Below are 23,330 nucleotides of genomic sequence, written 5' to 3'. Positions count from 1 at the left end.
CAACACCCCCGGGGGGGCCCCCCCGCCGGCGCCCCCTTGGGGCGTGCGCTGGCGGGGGCGCGCGGGGGCGGGGCGCACCGCCCCCCCCCCCCCGCGCGCCCCCCCCCGGGGGCCGCGCTGGCGGGTGGAGCGGCCCCGAACGGGCGATCCAGCGGTAGTCACCGTTGCCTCCTCACGTCTGCCCTTGCCCGGCCATTGTGCCAGTCCGGACTGTCCGTGGTCAGACGCCGACCTTGCGTTCCGGGGCGCGGCCGGCCGGAATCACGCACTCCGCCGGGTCCCCGGGCGTCTGTGCGGCCGCCGCGGCCCGCGCCCGGCGCCGGGCGAGCGGTGTCGCCAGCACGGTCAGCGCGATGAACGCGCCGATGGTCAGCAGAACGATCGTCGCACCGGGCGGCACGTCCTGGTAGAACGAGGTCACCGTCCCGCCGATCGTCACGCTCACCCCGATCACCACGGCGATCACGAAGGTGGCGACGAAGCTGCGGCTGAGCTGCTGTGCCGCCGCGACCGGGACCACCATCAGCGCGCTCACCAGCAGCAGGCCGACGACACGCATGGCGACCGTCACCGTGACCGCCGCCGTGACCGCGGTGAGCAGGTTCAGCGCGCGCACCGGCAGTCCCGTCACCCGCGCGAACTCCTCGTCCTGGCTGACCGCGAACAGCTGCCGGCGCAGGCCCACGGTGACCAGCACCACGAAGGCCGCCAGCAGGCAGATCGCCGTCACGTCGGACTCGCTGACCGTCGAGAGCGAGCCGAAGAGGTACGAGGTGAGGTTGGCGTTCGAGCCGGCCGGCGCGAGGTTGATGAACATGACGCCGCCCGCCATGCCGCCGTAGAAGAGCATGGCCAGCGCGATGTCGCCGCGTGTCCTGCCGTACCAGCGGATCAGCTCCATGATCACGGCGCCCAGCACCGAGACGGCCGTCGCCATCCACACGGGGTTGGCCGACAGCAGGAAGCCGAGGCCGACGCCCGTCATCGCCACGTGGCCGATCCCGTCGCCCATCAGGGCCTGGCGGCGCTGGACGAGGTAGATGCCGACGGCGGGGGCGGTGATGCCCACCAGGACGGCGGCGAGCAGCGCCCGCTGCATGAAGGTGTAGTCGAGGATCTCCATCAGCTCAGCAGTCCCGTCCGGATCGGTTCGGCGTCGTGAGCCGTGTGCGGGTGTACGTGGTCGTGGCCGGGCAGGGCGTGCTGGCCCACCGCGGCCGGGGGCGGCCCGTCGTGCAGGATGCAGCCGTCGCGCAGGACGACCGCGCGGTCGATCAGCGGCTCCAGCGGGCCGAGTTCGTGCAGGACGAGCAGGACCGTCGTGCCGGCCGCGACCTGCTGCCTGAGCGTCCGCGCCAGTACCTCCTGGCTCGCCAGGTCGACGCCGGCCATCGGCTCGTCCATGATCAGCAGTTCGGGCTCGGAGGCCAGCGCGCGGGCGATCAGCACCCGCTGGTGCTGGCCGCCGGAGAGCGCGTTCACGGAGTCCTTGGCGCGGTCCGCCATGCCGACGAGCTCCAGGGCGTGGCGTACGGCCTCGTGGTCGGCCCGGCGCAGCACGCCGAAGCGGGCCCGGGACAGCCGGCCGGAGGCGACGATCTCGGTGACCGTGGCGGGCACGCCGCCGGCCGCGGTCGTGCGCTGCGGGACGTACCCCACGCGCCGCCACTCGCGAAAGCGGTGCCGCGGTGTACCGAAGAGCTCGATCTCGCCCCCGCTGACCGCGACCTGGCCGATGACGCTGCGCACGGCGGTCGACTTGCCGGAGCCGTTCGCGCCGAGCAGCGCGACGACCTCGCCGCGGTGCACGGTGAGATCGATGCCGCGCAGGACGGGGCGCGAGCCCAGTTCGGCGGTGACACCGCGCAGGGATATGACGGACTCGGTCGTCATGCCGTCCTCCGTAGGGATCACTTGGCGCCCAGAGCCTTCTGCAGCGCCTTCAGGTTGGACTCCATGACCTGGAAGTAGTCCTCGCCCCGGGACTTCCCGGTGATGCCCTCGATCGGGTCGAGGACGTCCGTGCCCAGCTTCGCGTCGCCGGCGATGGTCTTCGCGGTCTTGTCGCTGACGAGCGTCTCGTAGAAGACCGTCGAGACACCGTCGGCCTTCGCCATCCTCTCAAGCTCCTTCACGCGGTTCGCGCTGGGCTCCGACTCCGGGTCGAGGCCGTTGATGGCCTCCTCGGTCAGGCCGTAGCGCTCGGCGAGGTAGCCGAAGGCGGCGTGGGTGGTGATGAAGGTCTTGGTCCTGGTGTTCCGCAGCCCGTCGGCGAACCGGGTGTTCAGGGCCCCCAGCTTCTCGACCAGCGCGGCGGTGTTCTTCCGGTAGTCGGCGGCGTGCCCGGGGTCGGCCTTCTCCAGGCCCTTGCCGACGCCCTGGGCGACCTCGGCGTACTTCGCCGGGTCGAGCCAGATGTGCGGGTCGGTGGCCCCGGTCTCCTCGCCGTCGCTTTCGTCGTGGGCGGCGGCGTGCCCGCCGACCTCGTTGCCGTGCTTCTCCAGCCTGGTCAGCGACGCGGCGTCGATCTTCGTGCCGACCCCGGACTGGGCGACGGCGGTGTCGACGGCCGGCTGGAGGCCCTTGAGGTAGACGATGGCGTCCGCCTTCTCGAGCCGCACGGTCTGCCGGACGCTGATCTCCAGGTCGTGCGGCTCCTGGCCGGGCTCGGTCAGGCTCGTCACGTGCACGTGCGGCCCGCCGATCTGCTCGGCGAGGAACTGCATCGGGTAGAACGACGCCACGACGTCGAGTTTCCCGCCGCTCCCGCCGTCGGCCGCCGCGGAGCCCGAGCAGCCGGAGAGGGTGCCGAGACCGAGGGTGGTGGCCGCCAGCGCGGCGGACCCGGATATGAGGCGTCGTCGTACGTTCATGACACTCATTTTCAACAAACTTGGAAACGATTGTCAACAAGCCCTCGGTAAGTCCTCGGTGAACGACGGGGCGAGGGGGGTGGCCACCGAACCGATTTGATACGAGGGTGGGCCGCGCCGGTAACCTGAATCATTCGCGCCGTCCGTCGTACTGAAGAGAGCATCGTGGCCGCCGACAAGATCGACACCATCGTCAGCCTGAGCAAGCGCCGTGGCTTCGTTTTCCCCTGTAGTGAGATCTACGGCGGACAGCGCGCCGCCTGGGACTACGGCCCGCTCGGCGTCGAGCTCAAGGAGAACATCAAGCGTCAGTGGTGGCGCTACATGGTCACCTCCCGTGAGGACGTCGTCGGCCTCGACTCGTCGGTGATCCTGGCCACCGAGGTTTGGGTCGCGTCGGGTCACGTCGCGACCTTCACCGACCCGCTCACCGAGTGCACCTCCTGCCACAAGCGCTACCGCGCCGACCACCTGGAGGAGGCCTACGAGGCGAAGCACGGCCGTCTCCCCGAGCACGGCCTCACCGACCTGAACTGCCCCAACTGCGGCAACAAGGGCACCTTCACCGAGCCCAAGCAGTTCTCGGGCCTGCTCTCGACCCACCTCGGCCCCACGCAGGACAGCGGCTCCGTCGCCTACCTGCGCCCCGAGACCGCGCAGGGCATCTTCACCAACTTCGCCTCGGTGCAGCAGACTTCCCGCCGCAAGCCGCCGTTCGGCATCGGCCAGATGGGCAAGTCCTTCCGCAACGAGATCACGCCCGGCAACTTCATCTTCCGCACCCGCGAGTTCGAGCAGATGGAGATGGAGTTCTTCGTCAAGCCGGGCGAGGACGAGAAGTGGCAGGAGTACTGGATGCAGGAGCGCTGGAACTGGTACACCGGCCTCGGTCTCCGTGAGGAGAACATGCGCTGGTACGACCACCCGGCCGAGAAGCTCTCGCACTACTCCAAGCGCACCGCCGACATCGAGTACCGCTTCCAGTTCGGCGGCAACGAGTGGGGCGAGCTGGAAGGCATCGCCAACCGCACGGACTACGACCTGAACGCGCACTCCAAGGCGTCGGGCCAGGACCTGTCCTACTTCGACCAGGAGGCCGGCGAGCGCTGGACCCCCTACGTCATCGAGCCCGCCGCCGGCGTGGGCCGCGCGATGCTGGCCTTCCTCCTCGACGCCTACGTCGAGGACGAGGCCCCCAACGCCAAGGGCAAGATGGAGAAGCGCACGGTGCTGCGCCTCGACCCGCGGCTCGCGCCGGTCAAGGTCGCCGTCCTCCCGCTGTCCCGCAACCCGGAGCTGTCGCCCAAGGCCAAGGGCCTGGCCACCGCGCTGCGCCAGCACTGGAACATCGACTTCGACGACGCCGGTGCCATCGGCCGCCGCTACCGCCGCCAGGACGAGATCGGCACGCCGTTCTGCGTCACCGTCGACTTCGACACCCTCGAGGACAACGCGGTGACGGTGCGCGAGCGTGACTCGATGAAGCAGGAGCGCGTGTCGCTGGACCAGATCGAGGGCTACCTCGCGTCCCGCCTGATCGGCTGCTGATCAGCCGCTGACCGGTCGCCGGGTGACTGGTGGCCGGCGACCGGCCGACCGGCCGCCGCCCTGCGGACGACGAAGCCCCCGCCCCCCGTGACCACGGGGGGCGGGGGCTTCGTGGCGTCTCAACGGCCTTGCAGCGCCTTCACGTTGTCCCCGAACGTCCAGTTCTTCGAGCCGTCCCAGTTGACCGACCACGTCATCAGGCCCTTGAGCGAGGTGCCGTAGTGGCGCCAGGCCTGGGAGACGAGGCTCGGTGACATGTAGCCGCCGCCCGCCCCGGACTGGGCCGGCAGGCCGGGAACCTGCTTGTCGTAGGGCACCTTGACGGTGGTGCCCTGGACGACCAGCCCCTTGTTCAGGCAATCCGTCTGCGCGACGAAGCCCTGGACGGTGCCCGCGGAGTACGAGTCGCCGGAGCAGCCGTACATGCTGCCGTTGTAGTACTGCATGTTGAGCCACCACAGGCGGCCGTTGTCCGCGTACTTCTTGACGATCGGCAGATACGCGCCCCAGATCGAGCCGTACGTGATGCTGCCGCCGGTGACGTAGGCCGTCTCCGGAGCCATGGTCAGCCCGAAGTTCGCCGGCATACGGGCCAGCACGCCGTCGATGATGCGGATCAGATTGGCCTGGGAGGTGGAGAGCAGGCCGATGTTCCCGCTGCCGACCAGGCCGGTCTCGATGTCGATGTCGATGCCGTCGAAGTTGTACTTCTGCAGGATGGGCACGATCGTCGACACGAACCTGTCCGCGACGGCGGAGGAGCTGAGGTCGATCCCGGCGGCGGCCCCGCCGATGGACAGCAGGAGCGTCTGCCCGGACGCCTTGGCCGCGCACATCTCCGCGGGCGTCGAGACCTTCACGCCCGCGTCCATCCCGTTCTCCCACAGTGCGGTGCCGTCGGACCGGATGACGGGAAAGGCCGCGTTGAGCACGTTGTAGCCGTGCGCGGCGATACGGGAGTCGGTGATCAGGGTCCAGCCGAAGGGCGGGTGGACCCCGTTGGACGAGCCGTCCCAGTTCTCCCAGTAGCCCTGGAGGACCTTGCCGGCGGGACGGGACTTCACGGCGCAGGTGTCGGCCGCGGACGCGGTGGGGGCGGCGGCGACCGACAGAGGGGCGAGGACGGCGGCCGCCAGCGCGACGGCGAGCAGGCGCAACTTCCGGCGGATCATGCGGGGCCTCCTGGAGTGGGGGGAAGCGGGGGGACGCGGAGGGGGCGTGTCGCATGCATGACAGTGCGCGCGGTCCAGACCTGTCGTCAATAGGTCTGGACCAAATTGAGGCGGCGGCAAGCGGTGTGCGCGACGGGTGGTGGGGGCGGCTCAGGGGTCGATGAAGTCACTGACACATGACAGCTGACAGATATTGAAATCTGTCAGCTGTCATGTCATGGTGGGTACGGGTCACCTGTACGGCACCCACCCCCCAACCCAAGGAACCTTCATGCGCACCCGTCCCCTCGGAACGAACGGCCCTCAGGTCTCCGCCCTCGGCCTCGGCTGCATGGGCATGTCCGCCCTGTACGGCGACGCGGACCGGGCCGAGTCGATCGCCACCGTCCACGCCGCGCTCGAAGCCGGCGTGACGCTGCTGGACACCGGCGACTTCTACGCCATGGGCCACAACGAGATGCTCATCGGCGAAGCCCTCCGCACCGCCCCCGCGGCCCTGCGCGAGCAGGCCCTGACCAGCGTCAAGTTCGGCGCGCTGCGGGACCCGGACGGCGGCTGGGTCGGCTACGACGGCCGCCCCGCCGCGGTGAAGAACTTCGCCGCGTACTCCCTCCAGCGCCTCGGCGTGGACCACATCGACGTCTACCGGATCGCCCGGGCCGACCCCGGCGTGCCGATCGAGGAGACGGTCGGCGCGATCGCCGAACTGGTCGAGAAGGGTCATGTCCGGCACATCGGCCTCAGCGAGGTCGGCGCCGACACCATCCGCCGGGCCGCCGCCACCGCCCCCATCAGCGACCTCCAGATCGAGTACTCGCTCATCTCCCGGGGCATCGAGGACGAGGTGCTGCCGACCACCCGCGAGCTGGGCATCTCGATCACCGCGTACGGCGTGCTCTCCCGCGGCCTGATCTCCGGCCACTTCACCGCCGACCGGCAGCTCGGCGCGAACGACTTCCGGGCCATGAGCCCCCGCTTCCAGGGCGAGAACCTGCGGCACAACCTCACGCTCGTCGAGGCGCTGCGCAAGGTCGCCGAGCAGAAGGGCGTCTCCGTCGCCCAGATCGCCATCGCCTGGGTGCTCTCGCGCGGCGAGGACATCGTGCCGCTGGTCGGCTCCCGCACCCGGCAGCGGCTGGCGGAAGCGCTGGGCGCCCTGGACGTCACCCTCGACCCCGCCGACCTCACCGCCATCGGGGAGGCCGTGCCGGACGGCGCCGCCGCGGGCGACCGCTACCCGCGGGCGCAGATGTCGCACCTCGGCACGGAGCGCTGACGGTACCGCCGGGTACGGTCGTCGTCATGGCACCACCGACCAGCGAGACCCTGACCGCCGAGCGCATCCTCGAAGTGACCGAGGAGGTGCTGCGCCGCCACGGCCCGGCCAAGGCCACCGTGGTGGACGTGGCCCGCGCGCTCGGTGTCAGCCACGGCAGCGTCTACCGCCACTTCCGTACGAAGGCGGCGCTGCGGGAGGCGGTCACCAAACGCTGGCTGGACCGCACGTCGCAGACGCTGGCCCGGATCGTCGGGGCGACGGACGAGACGCCTCCCGAGGCGCTCAGGCAGTGGTTCGGCGCGCTCTTCGCCGCCAAGCGGCACAAGGCCGGCGACGACCCCGAGCTGTTCGCCACGTACACGGTGCTCCTCGCCGACACCAGCAGCGTCGTCGAGGAACATGTCCTGGAGCTCGTCGGTCAGCTCACCGACATCGTCGGCCGGGGGGTGCGCGAGGGCGACTTCGCGGCGGTGGACGGCGACGCCGCCACGACGGCCCGCGCGCTCTTCGACGCCACGAACCGCTTCCACGACCCGGCCTACGCCCGCGAATGGGAACAGCCGGGCATCGAGGCCGAGTTCACGGCGGTCGTCGACCTCGTCCTGCGGGGCCTGCGCCCCTGACCGGTGGACCCGGCGGGCCCGGCGGAGAGCGTTCAGCCCTCCGTCGGGTCCACCGTCGCCTGGTGGGCCTCGGCGAGGTGCTCCTCCGCCTTCAGCCACGGCAGGAACTGCGCGCCCTTGCGCCAGCCGCAGGTACCGCACCTGATCGTGCGCTGCATCCCCGTCCGCTGGACGTGGACGACGTGCTCGCGGCCGTGCTGGTCCCAGCGGCTCACCTTGCTCGTGTTGATCTGCAGCATGACACCTCCTGGTGTTCCCGCTCCGCTTGCCCGGCAAGGCCTGTGCAGCAGAGAGTGTGCAGCATGGAGAAGATCAACGGGGTGTCTTCGGGTACTAGTTGGCCGGTGTGACTCCCGCCATTCGCCCCGGGGCCGTCCGCCTAGACTCCGCTGCATGACGACCGAAGCCGCCGCCATCGCGCGGGATCTCGCACCGACGGGCACCCTGCGGGCCTCGATCAACCTGGGAAATCCGGTACTGGCCCGCGGCACTTCGCGGTCCCCGGCCGGCATCACCGTGGACCTCGCGCGGGAGATCGGCGCGCGGCTGGGGCTTCCGGTGGAACTCCTCAGCTTCGACGCGGCCCGCAAGTCCTACGAGGCGATGGCGGAGGGCCGGGCCGATCTCTGCTTCCTGGCCGTCGAGCCCGCACGCGAGGCCGAAGTCGCCTTCACGGAGCCGTACGTGGTGATCGAGGGCGTGTACGCGGTGCCCCGCGACTCGGGCCACGCGAGCGCCGCCGACGTCGACCGTCCCGGAGTACGGATCGGTGTGAAGCGCGGGTCCGCCTACGACCTCTTCCTCGCCCGCACACTGCGGCACGCGAGCGTCGTACGCGGGGACGAAGGGGTCGACGTGTTCCGCGCCGAGGCGCTGGAGGTCGCCGCCGGTATCCGGCAGCCCATGACGGCGTACGTCGAGGAGCATCCCGAACTCCGGCTGATCGAGGACCGGTTCATGCAGATCCGGCAGGCGGTCGGCACGACCAGGACCCGCCGTCCGGAGACCGTCCGCTTCCTGCGCGGCCTCGTCGAGGAGCTGAAGGCCGACGGGTTCGTCGCGGACGCGCTGGGACGCTCGGGCCAGTCGCGGACGCTGGTCGCTCCGCCGGCCGACCCGGGAAGCGCCCCCGTCACCGCCGGACTGCAGTGCGTCGTGCTGGACTGCCCGGACCCGCACCGGCTGGCCGGGTTCTACGCGCAACTGCTCGGCGGTGAGGTCGACCGGCCCGACCGGCGCTGGGCGCTCGACGAGGGCTGGGCGACGCTTCACACGCCGTCCGGTCTGGTCCTGGCCTTCCAGCGGGTGTCGGAGTACGAGCCGCCGCGCCGGCCCGAGCCGAGCAGGCCCCAGCAGTTCCACCTGGACTTCGGCGTGCCGGACCTGGCCGTCGCGGGCGAACAGGTCCAGGCGCGGGGCGCGACCGTACTGGACGTCTCCGACGGGCGCGGCCGGCACGTCTACGCGGACCCGGCCGGGCATCCGTTCTGCCTGGTCCGCGACTGAACGGGCCGACCGTGGTCCGGTGAGCCACGGGCCCGGCCGGCCATGGTCCGGTCCGTGGCCGCCCGGTCCGTCACCGGGCCGCGTCGTCACCGGGCGGCGTCGTCACCGGCTGACCGGCACTCGATCTGCTCCCGGCCGTCCCCCCCCTCGCGTCCCCCGGCCGGTCCGTTCCCCGTCCGTCCGCCTGTGGTCGGTCGGCCACCGTCCGGTTGGCCACCCTGCGGTCGGTCACCGTCCGGTTGGCCACCCTGCGGTCGGTCACCGTCCGGTTGGCCACCCTGCGGTCGGTCACCGTCCGGTCCGCGCGGTGGCCGTCAGCCGACCGTGCGCGGCAGCCGCAGGCTCAGTGCCGTCGTCAGGGCCACGCCCGCCAGCTGCACCAGCAGGGTCGTCACCAGGGCGTCGCGCATGCCGTGGCCCGGGACGAGGGACAGGAACAGGGTGCCCAGGGTGGCGACGCCGACGGCGAGCGCCGACTGCTGCGTGGTCGCCATCACGCCACTGCCGACGCCGGCCCGCGCGGCCGGTACCTCGGAGAGGATGATCCGGATGAGCACCGGCAACTGGAGCGCCTGCCCCGCACCGGCGACCGCCGCGCCCGGGAGCAGCTCCCACACCCCGAGGTCCGGCCAGGACCGCCACGCGGTCAGCGCGATGAGGGCCACACCCACCGTCTGGATCAGGCCGCCCGCGGTGACGACCCGGGTGCCGAAGCGGGCGATCAGCCGCGGCCCGCAGAGGGAGGTGAAGAAGAAGACCACGGCCATCGGGGCGAGTGCCAGCCCGGCCGCGACCGGACCGAGGCCCGCGCCCCGCTGCAGCGCCACCGCGATCACGAACATGAAGCCGCTGAAGCCGATCGAGAACGGCACGATCATGATCAGGCCCCGGCGCAGAGAGGTCAGCGCGAACAGGCTCGGCGGCACCAGCGGAGTGCGGCCCGCCCGGTCCTCCCGGCGCTCGACGAAGTAGAACGCCGCGGCGACCAGGGGGAACAGGGCCAGCGACAGCCAGGTCCACAGCGGCCAGCCCGCCGCGCGGCCCTCGGTCAGCGGGGCCAGGAGCGTGAGCAGCGACAGCGCGAGCAGGACGGTGCCGGGGGTGTCGATCGGCTCCGGGTGCTGCGAGCGGGTCTCGGGCACCGCCCGCGCGGCCAGGACCAGGCCGAGGATTACGACGGGGACGTTCACGAGGAACACCGCGCGCCAGCCGGTGCCCGCGATGTCCGCGGCGACCAGGAGGCCGCCGAGTATCTGCCCGGCCACCATGGAGAGGCCGGCCGTCGCGCCGTACAGGCCCATGGCCTTGGCGCGGCGGGTCCCCGCGGTCGCGGACTGGATGGTGGCGAGCACCTGGGGCAGCATCGCGGCGGACGCCGCGCCCTGCGCGACACGGGCCGCGACCAGCGTCCAGGCACTGGGCGCGAGTCCGCACGCCAGCGAGGTCAGGCCGAAGGCCGCCATGCCCCCGAGGAAGAGCTGCCGCCGCCCGAAGAGGTCGCCGAGCCGGCCCCCCAGGACGAGCAGGACGGCGTACGAGACCCCGTACCCGGCGACGACGAGTTCGAGGACGGCCTCGCTCGCGTTCAGGTCCCGGCCGATGGTCGGGAGGGCCACGTTGACGATGAAGAAGTCGATGAGCGGGAGTGCCGCACCGAGCAGCACGGTGAAGAGTCCGAGGCCACTGAGCAGGGGCGGTGCGGACGGTGATCGGACGGGTGTGGTCAGGGTTCCGGTTTCGGTCACGTAAAGAGCTTCGTCCCGCCCACAGGCTGGTACCAGAGTCTCCTTATCCTGGTAGAGGCACTACCTGGCAACAGGTTCCGGTGGACGGCAGTCTGGAGACATGACGACGATGGTGCGGGAGACGATCACCACCCCGGGGCCGGCCGCCGCCGGGGCCGCCCCGCGCGGAAGCGCGATCCGGCGGCACGAACTCGCCGCGTTCCTGCGCAACCGGCGCGAGCGCATCACGCCCGAGCAGGTCGGACTGCCCCGTGGCCGCCGCCGGCGCACCCCGGGACTGCGCCGCGAGGAGGTCGCCCAGCTCTCGGCCGTCGGCGTCACCTGGTACACCTGGCTCGAACAGGCCCGCGACATCCAGGTCTCCGAACAGGTCCTCGACGCGCTGGCCCGCACCCTGCTGCTGGACTCCAGCGAGCGCGCCCACCTCTTCCAGCTGGCCGGTGCCGTCGACCCGACGCCCGCCGCGCGGTGCCCGACCCTCACCCCGGCACTGCGCCACATGCTGACCCAGCTGGAGCCGGTCCCGGCCTGCATCCAGAACAGCCGGTACGACATCCTGGCGTACAACCGCACCTACGCCCGGCTGATGATGAGCGACCTGGACGCGGTGGCGCCCGAGGACCGCAACTGCATGGTCCTCGTCTACACCCACGAGGAGTGGCGCAGGTCGATCGTGCTCCTGGACGAGACCATGCGCATGATGGCCGCCAAGCTGCGCGCCTCGATGGCCGGGCATCTGGGCGAGCCCGCCTGGAAGATGCTGGTCAAGCGATTGCGGACGGAGTCGGCGGAGTTCCGCGAGATCTGGGAGCGGTACGAGGTGTTCGGCGGCTCCCGCAGCAAGACCAAGCAGTTCCTGAACCCCTACGTCGGGCTCCTCACCCTCGACCACACCGACCTGTGGCTCGCCCCCGACCTGGGTGCCCGGATGGTGACGTACGCGCCCACCGACGAGTCGAGCCGTGAGGGGCTGGAGAGGCTGTACGAGATCGCGCGGGCGGCGGAGGCGGAGACGGAGACGGAGGCGGCCCGGGGGGTCGGTACCTCCCGGGCCTTCTGAAGCGCTCAGGTCGCGGGCGCGTCCTGGGAGCGGGCGGCCACCGGTTCGCGCGTCTCCGCCTCCGCGGGTGCCAGCTGCCTCGCCGTGCGTTCGGCGGTGCCGCGTGCCCAGCGTCCGCTGGTCAGGGCGCCCAGGACGAGGACGGCGAGACCGCAGCCGGTCAGGATCCACCAGCCGGGGCGGGCGGCCGAGACGAACGTCTCCCGGTACGCGGAGGCGTGGATGCCGGAGGCGAGGACCGCGCCGACCACGGCGACGCCCAGGGTGCCGCCGATCTGACGGCTGGTCGAGGCGACGGCCGCGGCGACACCGGCCTGGGCGCGGGGCATCCCGGAGACGGCGGTGTTGGTGATGGGCGCGTTGACGAAGCCGAAGCCGAGGCCGAACAGGAGGTAGCCGATGACAAGAGTGACGTTCGACGTCTCGGCCTCGAAGGCGGCGAACAGCAGCCCGCTCGCGGTGGTCGCGACCCCCGCGATCAGCAGCGACAGCCGCGGCCCCCGGCTGCCCACCAGCCGCCCGGACAGCGGCGCGCACACGAAGCACATCGCCGCCATGGGCAGCATCCACAGACCCGCGTGCAGCGCGTCCAGACCGCGCACGTTCTGAAGATAGAGCGTCGAGAGGAACAGGAAGCCGCTGAGCGCCGCGAACGCGCTGACGGCGATGACCGTGGCCCCGCTGAACGGCGCCGACCGGAAGAAGCGCAGGTCGATGAGGGGTTCGGCGCGCCGGGGTTCGTACCACAGCAGGCCGAGCAGGGCGGCGACGGCGATCACGCCGAACACGGTGGTCCTGGCGACGCCGGAACTGGGCGCCTCGATGATCGCGTACGTCAGGGAGCCGAGCAGCGCGATGACGAGGAGCTGGCCGACCGGGTCGGGACGGCGGGCCTTCGGGGCGCGGGACTCCGGGACGTACCGCCAGGTGAGCAGGAGGGCGGCGAGGCCCACCGGGAGATTGATCCAGAAGATCGAGCGCCAGCCGACCGAGTCCACCAGGAGTCCGCCGACCAGCGGGCCCGCGGCCATCGATATGCCGACCACGGCGCCCCAGGCCCCGATCGCGCGGGCGCGCTCGCGCGGGTCCGTGAAGGTGTTGGTGATGATCGACATCGCCACCGGGTTCAGCATCGAACCGCCGACCGCCTGCACCATGCGGAAGGCGACCAGTGATTCGAGGTTCGGGGCGAGGGAGCACAGCACCGAGCCGACGGTGAAGATCACCAGGCCCGCCTTGAAGATCCGGCGGCGACCGATGCGGTCGGCGGTCGAACCCGCGAGCATCAGCAGCGACGCGAGGACCAGCGTGTACGCGTCGATCGTCCACTGGAGACCGGCGACGCTCGCGTGCAGTTCCTTCTGCATCGAGGGCAGGGCGACGTTCAGCACCGTGTTGTCCAGGCTCACGATCAGCAGGCTCATGCAGCAGATCGCGAGCACCAGGAGGCGGTGGCGTGGGGTGAGCTCGGGCATTCCACAAGCCTACGCCCGCTTCGATAGTGCGTCTAACTAATGACCCTCGCCCTATCCGGTGACGGCGGTCACGCACGTCCTCGACGTCCGCCGCGCGTGCGTGCGGTGTCGCCGGCCACTGTCACGGCACTCGCTCCCGTACGCGACAATGGGGGAATGTCCACGACCGTCCTCGCCCCCGCCGCCCCGCTGTCGATCGGCCCCCACACCGTCCAGCCACCCGTCGTCCTGGCCCCCATGGCCGGGATCACGAACGCGCCCTTCCGCACCCTGTGCAGGGAGTTCAGCGGCGGCAAGGGACTGTTCGTCAGCGAGATGATCACCACGCGGGCGCTGGTCGAGCGCAACGAGAAGACCATGCAGCTGATCCGCTTCGACGCGAGCGAGCAGCCGCGCTCGATCCAGCTGTACGGCGTGGACCCGGCGACCGTCGGCAAGGCCGTCCGCATGATCGCGGAGGAGGACCTCGCCGACCACATCGACCTGAACTTCGGCTGCCCGGTGCCGAAGGTGACGCGCAAGGGAGGCGGCTCCGCCCTCCCCTACAAGCGCAACCTGCTGCGGGCGATCCTGCGGGAGGCCGTGAGCGGCGCCGGGGACCTGCCCGTCACGATGAAGATGCGCAAGGGCATCGACGACGACCACATCACCTTCCTGGACGCCGGCCGGATCGCCGTCGAGGAGGGCGTGACGGCCATCGCGCTGCACGGCCGCACCGCCGCGCAGCACTACGGCGGCACCGCGGACTGGGACGCCATCGCGCGGCTCAAGGAGCACGTGCCCGAGATCCCCGTCCTCGGCAACGGCGACATCTGGTCCGCCGAGGACGCGCTGCGGATGGTGCGCGAGACCGGCTGCGACGGCGTCGTGGTCGGGCGCGGCTGCCTCGGCCGGCCGTGGCTCTTCGCCGACCTGGTGGCCGCCTTCGAAGGCCGTACGGACGGCCGGGCCGAAGGCCTCGACGGACACGGCGGCCGCCCGACCCTCCGTGAGGTCGCCGCCGTCATGGTCCGGCACGCCACCCTGCTCGGCGAGTGGATCGGCGACGAGGCCCGCGGCGTCATCGACTTCCGCAAGCACGTGGCCTGGTACCTGAAGGGCTTCGCGGTCGGTTCCGACATGCGCAAGCGCCTCGCGATCACCTCGTCGCTGGCCGAACTCGCCGACGGACTCGCCGAGTTGGACCTCGACCAGTCGTGGCCGACCGGTGCCGACGGCCCCCGTGGCCGCACCTCGGGCAACAACCGGGTCGTCCTGCCGGACGGCTGGCTGAAGGACCCGTACGACTGCGCGGGCATCAGCGAGGACGCCGAACTGGACACGTCCGGCGGCTGACCGGGTCTCCGGGTCGTCGTCCTGGAGGGCCCGGTCCCGGCCGCCGAGGCGGCCACCGCCCGCAGGTAGGCGACGGAGAGTGCCGACGGGGCGCCGTGGCACGTGACCCGGGGCGACCCGGGCGCCCACGAACGCTTCGACCAGGCCCACGCGGCCTTCCGCCACACGCTGGAGCGGTTCGCCGTGACGGTCCGGGACGGCCCGGGACGCCATGGGCGCCCCCTGAGCCCCGTCAGGCTCCCCCCACCGCGGTCAGCAGCGCCAGCGGCGCCGCCGCCGACCTCGACTCCCGTACGCACGCGTGCGGGTAGGGCACCGGCTCCGCGTGCGCGGCGCGGCCGTAACCCGCGAGGACCTCGGGAAGCCGGTGGCCGGCCGCCGTGGCCGCGTCGACCAGGGCGTGGGCGACCGTGCGGGCCTCGTCGTGCAGGCCGTAGCGGGCCAGCCCCAGCGTGATCAGCGCGTTGTCGTGCGGCCAGACCGAACCGCGGTGGTACGACAGCGGGTGGTACGCACCCTGACCGGCGGCCAGCGTGCGTACGCCCCAGCCCGAGAAGAAGTCCGGCTCCAGCAGCCGCCGGCCGACCAGCTCGCCGTACTCCTTGTCCAGGAGACCGGACCACAGCAGATGGCCCGCGTCCGAGGCGAGCGCGTCGACCTGCCGGCCGTCACCGTCCAACGCCAGCGCCGGGAAGGCCTGTTCACCCATCCAGAAGTCCCGCTGGAAACGGTCGCGGAGATCACCGGCGGCCTGTTCCAGAAGGGCCGCGTAGACCTCGTCGCCCCAGACCGTACGGGACAGCTGGGCGGTGCGGCGCAGCGCGTCGTACGCGTATCCCTGCGCGCCCGCCGCCATCACCGGGCCGCTGGGACGGCTGCCGTCCGCCGAGCAGATCGCGCCCGGGGAGTCCTTCCAGTTCTGGTTGGCGAGACCGCCGCCGTCCGCGCGGTAGACGAGATAGCCGCACGAGGTCAGGCCGCCGTGGTCCAGCATCCAGCCGATCGCCGCGCGGGCGTGCGACTCCAGCCGCCGGGCCAGGGCCACGTCACCGGTCTGCTCGGTGTACGCGCCGAGCAGCACCAGGAACAGCGGCGTGGCGTCCACCGACCCGTAGTACCTCCCGTACGGCACCTGCCCGAAGTGCGCGAGCTCGCCGTGCCGCACCTCGTGCACGATCTTGCCAGGCTGGGCCACCGCGCCCGCCCCCACCTCGACCGCCTGGGTCGCGGCGAGCGCGGGCAGCGTGGCGGCGGCGAGCCGGGGACGGTAGGGAAGCGCGAACAGCGAGGTGAGCAGGGCGTCCCGGCCCAGCAGCGTGAGGAACCAGGGGACCCCGGCGGCCGGCACCCGCAGCTCCTCGCCGTCCGGGCCGGTCGCCGGGACCTGGAGCACCGCGAGGTCGGACAGACCGCGCGCGCAGGCCGCGGCCAGCTCCGGCCAGCCGGTCGGGAAGGGCACGCCCTCCGCGAACTCGTCCTCCAGCGCGAGCAGCCGCTCGTTCGCCGCGGTGGGGGAGAGGGGCACCTCCGGCTCCTTGAGCGCGCCGTGCGGACGCGCCGCGACGCGCAGCGACAGATCCGCCGAGGCGTGCGGCGGGAGGTCCAGGGTCCAGACGAGGCGCCGGGCGCCCGTGCCCGTCTCCTCGACCCCGTCCGGCGGCGGCTCGGAGGTGACCGTCGTACGGGACCGCCACTCCCCGCGCTGGTAGCTGAACTCCACCCCGTCGTCCAGGATCCGGCGCCCTCGTACGGCGCCGGTCTTGCTGTACGTGCGGTGGTCGGAGCGCAGCTCGAACTGGTCCGTGAAGTCGGCGTCCACGGTGAGCGCGACACGCACGGTCGTGGGCGCCGGACGGTTGCTGGTGACGCGCAGGGCTTCCACGAACGCGCCGTCGGTGACGGCCTGTTCACGGAAGAGCGTGTACGCGGGCGGTTCGTTGCGGCCGCCGCGCGGGACGAGCACACAGCGCGCCGTGTCGCCGTCCGAGACCGGCGTCAGCGCCTCGGGCACCGCGCCGTCCACGGTCAGCTGCCAGCGGCTGAGGTGCCGCGCGTCCCGTACGAACAGCCCGTTCGGCGAGCTGCCGCCCCGCACTCCGCTGATGTCCCCGCCGTCGCCCACGGCGGCGAACGTCCCACCGTGCACGAGCAGATGATGCCGGTCCGTCATCCCCGGTCCCCTCCCTGGGCGCCCGTCTCGAATGAACTGCGCGGCGCCGTGCCGTCCGGCGGTGTGCCGTGCGGGGCCGCGCCCTGTGCCGTGTCGAACGCGTCGTGCCCCGGACGGGACACGACCTGGTCCGCCCCTGAGGGCTCGTGCAGCAGGTCCAGCGTGAGCGAGGCCGTCCAGCTGAAGCCGAGTGCTCCGCAGGCCTCGCCGGTGTACGGGTCCACGTACTCCGCGAACCCGGACGCGTCCGCCGTCTCCAGCAGGGCCGAGCGCAGCTCCTGCGCGCGACCGTGCTCCCCGTGCAGTCGCAGCCCGCGTACCAGCAGCCAGTTGGTGTTGAACCAGGCCGGCCCACGCCAGTAGCGGCGCGGGTCGAAGGCGTGCCCGGTCAGGTCGTAGCTGGGCACGAGCCGGGCGACCCCGCCGAGCCCGAAGTGCGGGCCGGCCGCGGTGCGGACGAGGGCGGTGGCGATGTCGCGGGGCAGCGCGGGAAGGATGAGCGGGAGGAGCCCGGCGACACTGCGCTCGGGGATCAGCGCGCCACTTGGAGAGCGCCGCGCGGCGCGGTCACCGTTCCGTGAGCACCGCTCTGCTCCGTGAGCACCGCTCTGTGAGCGCGGCTCCGAAGTGCCGTCACCCTTCTGTGAGCACCGCTCCGTTCCGCGGTCACCGCTCTCTAAGCACGGCTCCGGAGTGCGGTCACCGTTCCGTGAGCTCTGCTCCGTCCGGTGAGCACCGCTCTCGCGCTCTTCCTCGCCATCGCTCCCGCCGAACACGTCCCGGCAGAAGAACATCCCCTCGGCCGGGTCCCACAGCCGCTCCACCAGGGCCGCCGTCAGGCGCTCCGCGCGTGCGTGCCGCGCCGTGCCCGCCGCGCCGAGTTCCCGGGCGATGGCCGCGAGCGCGTGCTCGGAGGCGATCAGCAGCGCGTTGAACGCCGGGTCCTCGACGGCGAATCGGCCCGCCCCGGCCCCGGCCCCCGTCCCGATCCCGTCGGCGTACCCGCCGTCCCGGTAGTCGGTCGCGAGCCGCACGTACCGCCCGTAGTCGAGATCCGTCGGGCGGTCCTCGGCGGACCCGTGGTCGAGGTCGGCGCGCCGGAAGGTGCGCGGCGGGGCCGGGGCGATCCGGCCGAGCGGGGCGTCCCAGCAGGGGCTGTTGTCCATGCCCTGCTCCCACGGGTGGACCACGGAGGCGAGCCCGCCGCCGCCCAGGTCACGGTGGTGCAGCAGATAGCGGTGCCAGGCCGCGAGGCGGGGATACACCCGGGGCAGGAAGGACCGCGCCCGGGACAGGCCGGGGTCGGCCTGGTGCACCAGCCAGGCGGCCAACGCGTGCGCCGGTGGCTGCACGATGCCCGACGTCTGTACGGTGCGCGGGGCGCCCGCGGCGCGCCCCGCGGTCGAGGAGCGCCAGAAGTCGGGGCTCGGGAAGTACGCGTCGAGCGGGACGGAGGGGTTGAACACGATGTGCGGAATCCGGCCGTCACCCCACTGGGCGCCGAGCAGGGTCTCCAGTTCCGTCTGTGCCCGCAGGGGGGACACGTGGCGCAGCCCGATCGCGATGAAGGCCGAGTCCCAGGACCACTGGTGCGGATACAGGCCGCGCGAGGGGACGGTGGACGTTCCCGTCCAGTTGCCCTCGAGCACGTGGGCGGCCCTGAGCCGCAGTGAGCCGGCGGACCGGACGGGATCGTATACGTCGGCGGCGGAGTGGGTGATCTCGCGCGAGCCGGGCGGGGCGGGGGAGCCCGAGGTGCGCACGGGGGTGGTGATTCCCGTGCGGCGGATGGTGAGTTGGGAAGTGCTGTCCACTCAGGTCTCCCCGAAGACGTCCGGCCGGCCGGTTCGGCACTGGGTACCGTAGGGTTACGCCTATTTAACACGCAAAACTCAATATGTAATGCAGAGTTGGGGAACGCAAGGGGTAGGGCATGACCGGCACGACGGAAGGGCGGCGGAGGCCATGAGGGCCGGGAACCAGGCAAGCGCCGGAGATCTGCTCGAACTGGTGCGCAGCGGCCGTGCCACGACGCGCGGCGCGCTGCAGCAGGCCACCGGTCTGTCGCGGGCCACGGTCGGTCAGCGCCTCGACCGGCTCTTCCGCGCGGGCTGGCTGCGTGAGGGGGCGGGCGGCCCGGTGGACTCACCGCTGGGCGGGCGCCCCTCCATCACCCTGGAGTTCGACGACGCGCACGCCGTCGTCCTCGCCGCCGACCTCGACACCCGGCACGGCCGGGCCGCCGTGGTCTCGCTGACCGGGGAGATCCAGGCCGAGCGCCACGGCGCGCTGCGCATCGAGGACGGCCCGGACGCCGTCCTCGGTGAACTGGGCGGCTGGTTCGCCGAACTGCTGGAGAAGGCCGGGCAGTCCGCCGGTTCGGTGTGCGGGATGGGGCTGGCGGTGCCGGGGCCGGTCGACAGCGAGACCGGCCGGGTCGTGCAGCCGCCGATCATGCCCGGCTGGGACGGATACGACATCCGGGGGCGCCTGGCACGCGCCTTCGCGGAGCACGCGGGCGGCGGCACCGGGGTCCCCGTCCTCGTCGACAACGACGCCAACCTGATGGCGTACGGCGAACAGCGCACCGGGTACCCGGACTGCTCGGCGTTCGCCCTGGTCAAGGTCTCCACCGGTATCGGCGCGGGCATGGTCGTCGGCGGGTCCGTCTACCGGGGTGTCGACGGAGGCGCCGGCGACATAGGGCACATCCGGGTCGGCGCGGACGCGCTGTGCCGGTGCGGGTCGTACGGGTGTCTGGCGGCCGTCGCGAGCGGTGGCGCGGTGGCGCGGCGGCTCGCGGAGTCCGGAGTGCCGGCCGCCTCCGGCTCGGACGTGCGGGACCTGCTGGCGGCCGGTCACCCGGAGGCCATGGCGCTGGCGCGGGAGGCGGGGCGGCAGGTCGGGGACGTCCTCGCGACCGTCGTGACCCTGCTCAACCCAGGGGTTCTGATGATCGCCGGGGACCTGGCGGGAACCCCGTTCCTCACGGGCGTGCGCGAGCTGCTCTACCAGCGGGCGCTGCCCCGCTCCACCGCTCATCTGGACGTGGTGACGTCGAGGCTCGGCGAGCGGGCCGGGCTGGTCGGCGCCGGGGCGCTGGTCGTGGAGTACCTGTACGCGCCGGAGCGGGCCGAGGAGCGGCTGGCGGCGCTGGGCGTGTGAGACTCCGCGGCCGGTGCCGGCGTCCTGTGACGTCCGTGTGTCGGGTCCGCGTCGTGGTCCGCATGATGAAATTCCGGCCGTCCTTCCGGCGTGATTCTCGCCACCTCTGATCGGGGTGATGCTCAGATGAGCGGATCTTGAGCGACTGCACTTCCCTAAGGAGTGGCACTCAGTGCCACCCCATGATCGTTCATCGATTGAACTCGGGCGTGCCGGGGAGTGCTCAGGTGAGCGAATTTGTTGGTGCGTGAGCGCTCGCTCGTTCAAGAAGTGAAAACATCCCGCCCCGGCCGCTTGCCAAGCCTTGACTTTCGATCGCGTGGCGGACGGGTGGTTACAGGCGCATGACGTGCAAGTGGACGTACCCAGGTGCCTTCGATCTGGGTATGTTCCTCGCCGTCAGGGCAGCCACCGCGACGTCGAGGAGTCGAGACTCGTGTCGGAAAACAAAGATCCCCACGTAGCCGAGAGCGGCGACAACGGCGTCGGGGACGCGAAGTTCGTCTACGACTTCACCGAGGGCAACAAGGACCTCAAGGACCTCCTGGGCGGCAAGGGCGCGAACCTCGCCGAGATGACCAACCTGGGCCTTCCCGTCCCTCCGGGCTTCACGATCACCACCGAGGCGTGCAAGACGTACCTCGACAGCGGCGAGGAGCCCGCGGCACTGCGTGACGAGGTGAGTGCACACCTCAAGGCGCTCGAGGCGAGCATGGGCAAGAAGCTCGGCCAGGCCGACGACCCCCTGCTCGTGTCGGTCCGTTCCGGCGCGAAGTTCTCCATGCCCGGCATGATGGACACGGTCCTGAACATCGGGCTCTCCGACAAGTCGGTCCAGGGTCTCGCCCAGCAGGCCGGCGACGACCGCTTCGCCTGGGACTCCTACCGCCGCCTCATCCAGATGTTCGGCAAGACGGTCCTCGGCGTCGACGGCGAGCTCTTCGAGGACGCGCTGGAGGCCGCCAAGGTGGCCAAGAAGGTCGGCGTCGACACGGAGCTGGAGGCCGCGGACCTCAAGAAGCTGGTCACGAAGTTCAAGAGGATCGTCAAGACCGAGGCCGGCCGGGACTTCCCGCAGGACCCGCGCGAGCAGATGGACCTCGCCATCCACGCGGTCTTCGACTCCTGGAACACCGACCGCGCCAAGCTCTACCGCCGCCAGGAGCGCATCCCGCACGACCTCGGCACGGCCGTCAACGTCTGTTCGATGGTCTTCGGCAACCTGGGCCCCGACTCCGGCACCGGAGTCGCCTTCACCCGCGACCCGGCCTCCGGTCATCAGGGCGTGTACGGCGACTACCTCCAGAACGCCCAGGGCGAGGACGTCGTCGCCGGCATCCGCAACACGGTCGCGCTCGCCGAGCTGGAGTCGATCGACAAGAAGTCGTACGACCAGCTGATGCAGATCATGGAGACGCTGGAGAACCACTACAAGGACCTCTGCGACATCGAGTTCACCATCGAGCGCGGTCAGTTGTGGATGCTCCAGACCCGTGTCGGCAAGCGCACCGCGGGCGCGGCCTTCCGGATCGCCACCCAGCTCGTGGACCAGGGCCTGATCGACGAGGCCGAGGCGCTCCAGCGGGTGACCGGCGCCCAGCTCGCCCAGCTGATGTTCCCGCGCTTCGACGACCAGGCGAAGGTCGAGCAGATCGGCCGCGGCATCGCCGCCTCGCCGGGCGCGGCCGTCGGCAAGGCCGTCTTCGACTCGTACACGGCGATCAAGTGGTCGCGCTCCGGCGAGAAGGTCATCCTGATCCGCCGCGAGACCAACCCCGACGACCTGGACGGCATGATCGCGGCCGAGGGCATCCTCACCTCCCGCGGCGGCAAGACCTCGCACGCGGCGGTCGTCGCGCGCGGCATGGGCAAGACGTGCGTGTGCGGCGCGGAGGAACTGGAGGTCGACACCAAGCGGCGCCGGATGACGGCCCCCGGCGGCGTGGTGATCGAGGAGGGCGACGTCGTCTCCATCGACGGCTCCACCGGCAAGGTCTACCTCGGCGAGGTCCCGGTCGTGCCCTCCCCGGTCGTCGAGTACTTCGAGGGCCGGATGCACGCCGGAGCGGACGACGCCGACGAACTCGTCGCCGCGGTGCACCGGATCATGGCGTACGCGGACCGGGTCCGCCGGCTGCGGGTGCGCGCCAACGCCGACAACGCGGAGGACGCCCTGCGGGCCCGGCGCTTCGGAGCGCAGGGTATCGGCCTGTGCCGCACCGAGCACATGTTCCTCGGCGACCGGCGCGAGCTGGTGGAGCGGCTGATCCTGGCCGACACGGACTCGGAGCGCGAGGACTCCCTGAAGGAGCTTCTCCCGCTCCAGAAGCGGGACTTCATCGAACTCTTCGAGGCGATGGACGGCCTTCCGGTGACGATCCGTCTCCTCGACCCGCCGCTGCACGAGTTCCTGCCCGACGTGACCGAACTGTCGGTGCGGGTGGCGCTCGCGGAGTCGCGCGGCGACGCCAACGAGAACGACCTGCGCCTGCTCCAGGCGGTGCACCGGCTGCACGAGCAGAACCCGATGCTGGGCCTGCGCGGTGTGCGCCTCGGCCTGGTCATCCCCGGCCTCTTCACGATGCAGGTACGGGCCATCGCGGAGGCGGCGGCCGAGCGCAGGAACGCCAAGGGCGACCCGCGCGCCGAGGTCATGATCCCGCTGGTCGGCACGGTCCAGGAACTGGAGATCGTCCGCGAGGAGGCCGACCGGGTCATCGCGGAGGTGCAGGAGACGACGGGCACCGAGCTGAAGCTCGCCATCGGCACGATGATCGAGCTCCCGCGGGCGGCTCTCACGGCGGGGCAGATCGCCGAGGCGGCCGAGTTCTTCTCCTTCGGTACGAACGACCTCACGCAGACGGTGTGGGGCTTCTCCCGGGACGACGTGGAGGCCAGCTTCTTCACGGCGTACCTGGAGAAGGGCATCTTCGGGGTGTCGCCCTTCGAGACCATCGACAGGGACGGCGTGGGCTCGCTGGTCCGCTCCGCCGTGAAGGCAGGCCGCGCGACGCGTCCCGACCTGAAGCTCGGCGTCTGCGGCGAACACGGGGGCGACCCCGAGTCGGTCCACTTCTTCCACGAGGTGGGTCTCGACTACGTCTCCTGCTCGCCGTTCCGGATTCCGGTGGCGCGCCTGGAGGCGGGCCGCGCGGCGTCGACGTCGAAGGGCAGCGACCACCGGTAGCCCTCCGGGAGCACCGGGAACTCCGGGACCGTCGCCCACTGTCCGACCCTCACCGGCGGTCGACGGTCCCGGCGTACGAAAGAAGCGGGGCGGCACCTTGTGCGGGGTGCCGTCCCGTCGTGCTTGGCCTGTACGGCCTGTGCTTCTTGTGCTTCCGGATCACCTGATGGGATGGCGATCCGGAGGCCAAAG

17 protein-coding genes and 1 pseudogene are annotated in these 23,330 nt (G+C 71.6%); 9 read left to right on the top strand and 9 right to left on the bottom strand.

Going from position 1 to position 23,330, the window contains the following annotated elements:
* Positions 1–220 precede the first annotated feature (220 nt).
* Genes ACFV2J_RS12555 through ACFV2J_RS12545 form a run of 3 tightly spaced genes read right to left on the bottom strand, consistent with a single transcriptional unit; the run spans position 221 to position 2,873 of the window.
* The gene (locus ACFV2J_RS12555) at positions 221–1,123 is read right to left on the bottom strand and encodes a metal ABC transporter permease (RefSeq protein ID WP_385087560.1); all 903 of its coding nucleotides are present in this window, start codon (positions 1,121–1,123) and stop codon (positions 221–223) included.
* Positions 1,123–1,893 carry a metal ABC transporter ATP-binding protein gene (locus ACFV2J_RS12550; protein ID WP_385087558.1) on the bottom strand — a complete coding sequence of 257 codons (771 nt, stop codon included), beginning with the start codon at positions 1,891–1,893 and terminating at the stop codon, positions 1,123–1,125. The genes ACFV2J_RS12555 and ACFV2J_RS12550 overlap by 1 nt, the downstream gene beginning before the upstream one ends.
* A 17-nt stretch (positions 1,894–1,910) precedes the next feature.
* Entirely contained in the window at positions 1,911–2,873 is a 963-nt protein-coding gene (locus ACFV2J_RS12545) for a metal ABC transporter substrate-binding protein (RefSeq protein WP_385087556.1), read from the bottom strand.
* A gap of 165 nt (positions 2,874–3,038) precedes the next feature.
* Here ACFV2J_RS12545 and ACFV2J_RS12540 point away from each other — a divergent pair, with 165 nt between their 5' ends.
* Complete coding sequence (locus ACFV2J_RS12540; RefSeq protein WP_385087555.1) at positions 3,039–4,421, top strand: glycine--tRNA ligase; 1,383 nt, start codon at positions 3,039–3,041, stop codon at positions 4,419–4,421.
* A gap of 119 nt (positions 4,422–4,540) precedes the next feature.
* On the opposite strand, the gene ACFV2J_RS12535 is transcribed toward ACFV2J_RS12540, so the two are convergent.
* Entirely contained in the window at positions 4,541–5,593 is a 1,053-nt protein-coding gene (locus ACFV2J_RS12535) for a chitinase (RefSeq protein ID WP_385081742.1), read from the bottom strand.
* Between the two features lie 271 nt (positions 5,594–5,864).
* Between ACFV2J_RS12535 and ACFV2J_RS12530 the strand changes: the two genes are divergently transcribed.
* Together ACFV2J_RS12530 and ACFV2J_RS12525 are read left to right on the top strand one after the other, a co-directional pair.
* The gene (locus tag ACFV2J_RS12530; RefSeq protein ID WP_385081743.1) at positions 5,865–6,869 is read left to right on the top strand and encodes an aldo/keto reductase; all 1,005 of its coding nucleotides are present in this window, start codon (positions 5,865–5,867) and stop codon (positions 6,867–6,869) included.
* A 26-nt stretch (positions 6,870–6,895) separates the two neighbouring features.
* A complete protein-coding gene (locus ACFV2J_RS12525) occupies positions 6,896–7,495 on the top strand; it encodes a TetR family transcriptional regulator (RefSeq protein ID WP_385081745.1) in 600 nt (199 codons plus the stop codon).
* Positions 7,496–7,527: 32 nt separating this feature from the next.
* Here ACFV2J_RS12525 and ACFV2J_RS12520 read toward each other — a convergent pair whose 3' ends face one another.
* Positions 7,528–7,734, bottom strand: coding sequence for a hypothetical protein (locus ACFV2J_RS12520; protein ID WP_153290717.1), 207 nt, complete (start codon positions 7,732–7,734; stop codon positions 7,528–7,530).
* Here ACFV2J_RS12520 and ACFV2J_RS12515 point away from each other — a divergent pair.
* Both ACFV2J_RS12515 and ACFV2J_RS12510 read left to right on the top strand, forming a co-directional pair.
* Positions 7,733–8,542: pseudogene (locus ACFV2J_RS12515) on the top strand (transporter substrate-binding domain-containing protein); the annotation flags it as partial. The gene ACFV2J_RS12520 and the pseudogene ACFV2J_RS12515 sit on opposite strands and share 2 nt — an antisense overlap.
* Positions 8,543–8,590: 48 nt before the next feature.
* Complete coding sequence (locus tag ACFV2J_RS12510; protein ID WP_385081792.1) at positions 8,591–9,001, top strand: VOC family protein; 411 nt, start codon at positions 8,591–8,593, stop codon at positions 8,999–9,001.
* 314 nt (positions 9,002–9,315) lie between these two features.
* Here the strand turns inward: ACFV2J_RS12510 and ACFV2J_RS12505 are convergent, their stop codons facing one another.
* Complete coding sequence (locus ACFV2J_RS12505) at positions 9,316–10,746, bottom strand: MFS transporter (RefSeq protein WP_385081746.1); 1,431 nt, start codon at positions 10,744–10,746, stop codon at positions 9,316–9,318.
* A 100-nt stretch (positions 10,747–10,846) separates the two neighbouring features.
* On the opposite strand from ACFV2J_RS12505, the gene ACFV2J_RS12500 reads away from it, so the two are divergent.
* Entirely contained in the window at positions 10,847–11,806 is a 960-nt protein-coding gene (locus ACFV2J_RS12500) for a helix-turn-helix transcriptional regulator (protein ID WP_385081747.1), read from the top strand.
* 5 nt (positions 11,807–11,811) lie between these two features.
* On the opposite strand, the gene ACFV2J_RS12495 is transcribed toward ACFV2J_RS12500, so the two are convergent.
* Positions 11,812–13,281 carry an MFS transporter gene (locus tag ACFV2J_RS12495; RefSeq protein ID WP_385081748.1) on the bottom strand — a complete coding sequence of 490 codons (1,470 nt, stop codon included), beginning with the start codon at positions 13,279–13,281 and terminating at the stop codon, positions 11,812–11,814.
* A gap of 156 nt (positions 13,282–13,437) precedes the next feature.
* Between ACFV2J_RS12495 and dusB the strand changes: the two genes are divergently transcribed.
* On the top strand, positions 13,438–14,616 hold the full coding sequence (gene dusB, locus ACFV2J_RS12490; RefSeq protein WP_385081749.1) for a tRNA dihydrouridine synthase DusB: 1,179 nt from the start codon (positions 13,438–13,440) through the stop codon (positions 14,614–14,616).
* Between the two features lie 232 nt (positions 14,617–14,848).
* On the opposite strand, the gene ACFV2J_RS12485 is transcribed toward dusB, so the two are convergent.
* The gene (locus ACFV2J_RS12485; RefSeq protein ID WP_385081750.1) at positions 14,849–16,786 is read right to left on the bottom strand and encodes a glycogen debranching N-terminal domain-containing protein; all 1,938 of its coding nucleotides are present in this window, start codon (positions 16,784–16,786) and stop codon (positions 14,849–14,851) included.
* On the bottom strand, positions 16,783–18,600 hold the full coding sequence (locus ACFV2J_RS12480) for a hypothetical protein (RefSeq protein ID WP_385081751.1): 1,818 nt from the start codon (positions 18,598–18,600) through the stop codon (positions 16,783–16,785). The genes ACFV2J_RS12485 and ACFV2J_RS12480 overlap by 4 nt, the downstream gene beginning before the upstream one ends.
* A gap of 151 nt (positions 18,601–18,751) precedes the next feature.
* Here ACFV2J_RS12480 and ACFV2J_RS12475 point away from each other — a divergent pair, with 151 nt between their 5' ends.
* Positions 18,752–19,951 (top strand): ROK family protein, encoded by a 1,200-nt coding sequence (locus ACFV2J_RS12475; RefSeq protein WP_385081752.1) that lies wholly within the window; start codon positions 18,752–18,754, stop codon positions 19,949–19,951.
* 436 nt (positions 19,952–20,387) lie between these two features.
* On the top strand, positions 20,388–23,138 hold the full coding sequence (ppdK, locus tag ACFV2J_RS12470) for a pyruvate, phosphate dikinase (protein WP_385081754.1): 2,751 nt from the start codon (positions 20,388–20,390) through the stop codon (positions 23,136–23,138).
* Positions 23,139–23,330: the final 192 nt, after the last annotated feature.

Origin of the sequence: Streptomyces sp. NPDC059668 (genome assembly GCF_042734135.1) — a bacterium.
Classification (GTDB): domain Bacteria; phylum Actinomycetota; class Actinomycetes; order Streptomycetales; family Streptomycetaceae; genus Streptomyces.
Note: the sequence above shows the minus strand (reverse complement) of the source record. Positions and strands in the feature narration are given on the sequence as shown.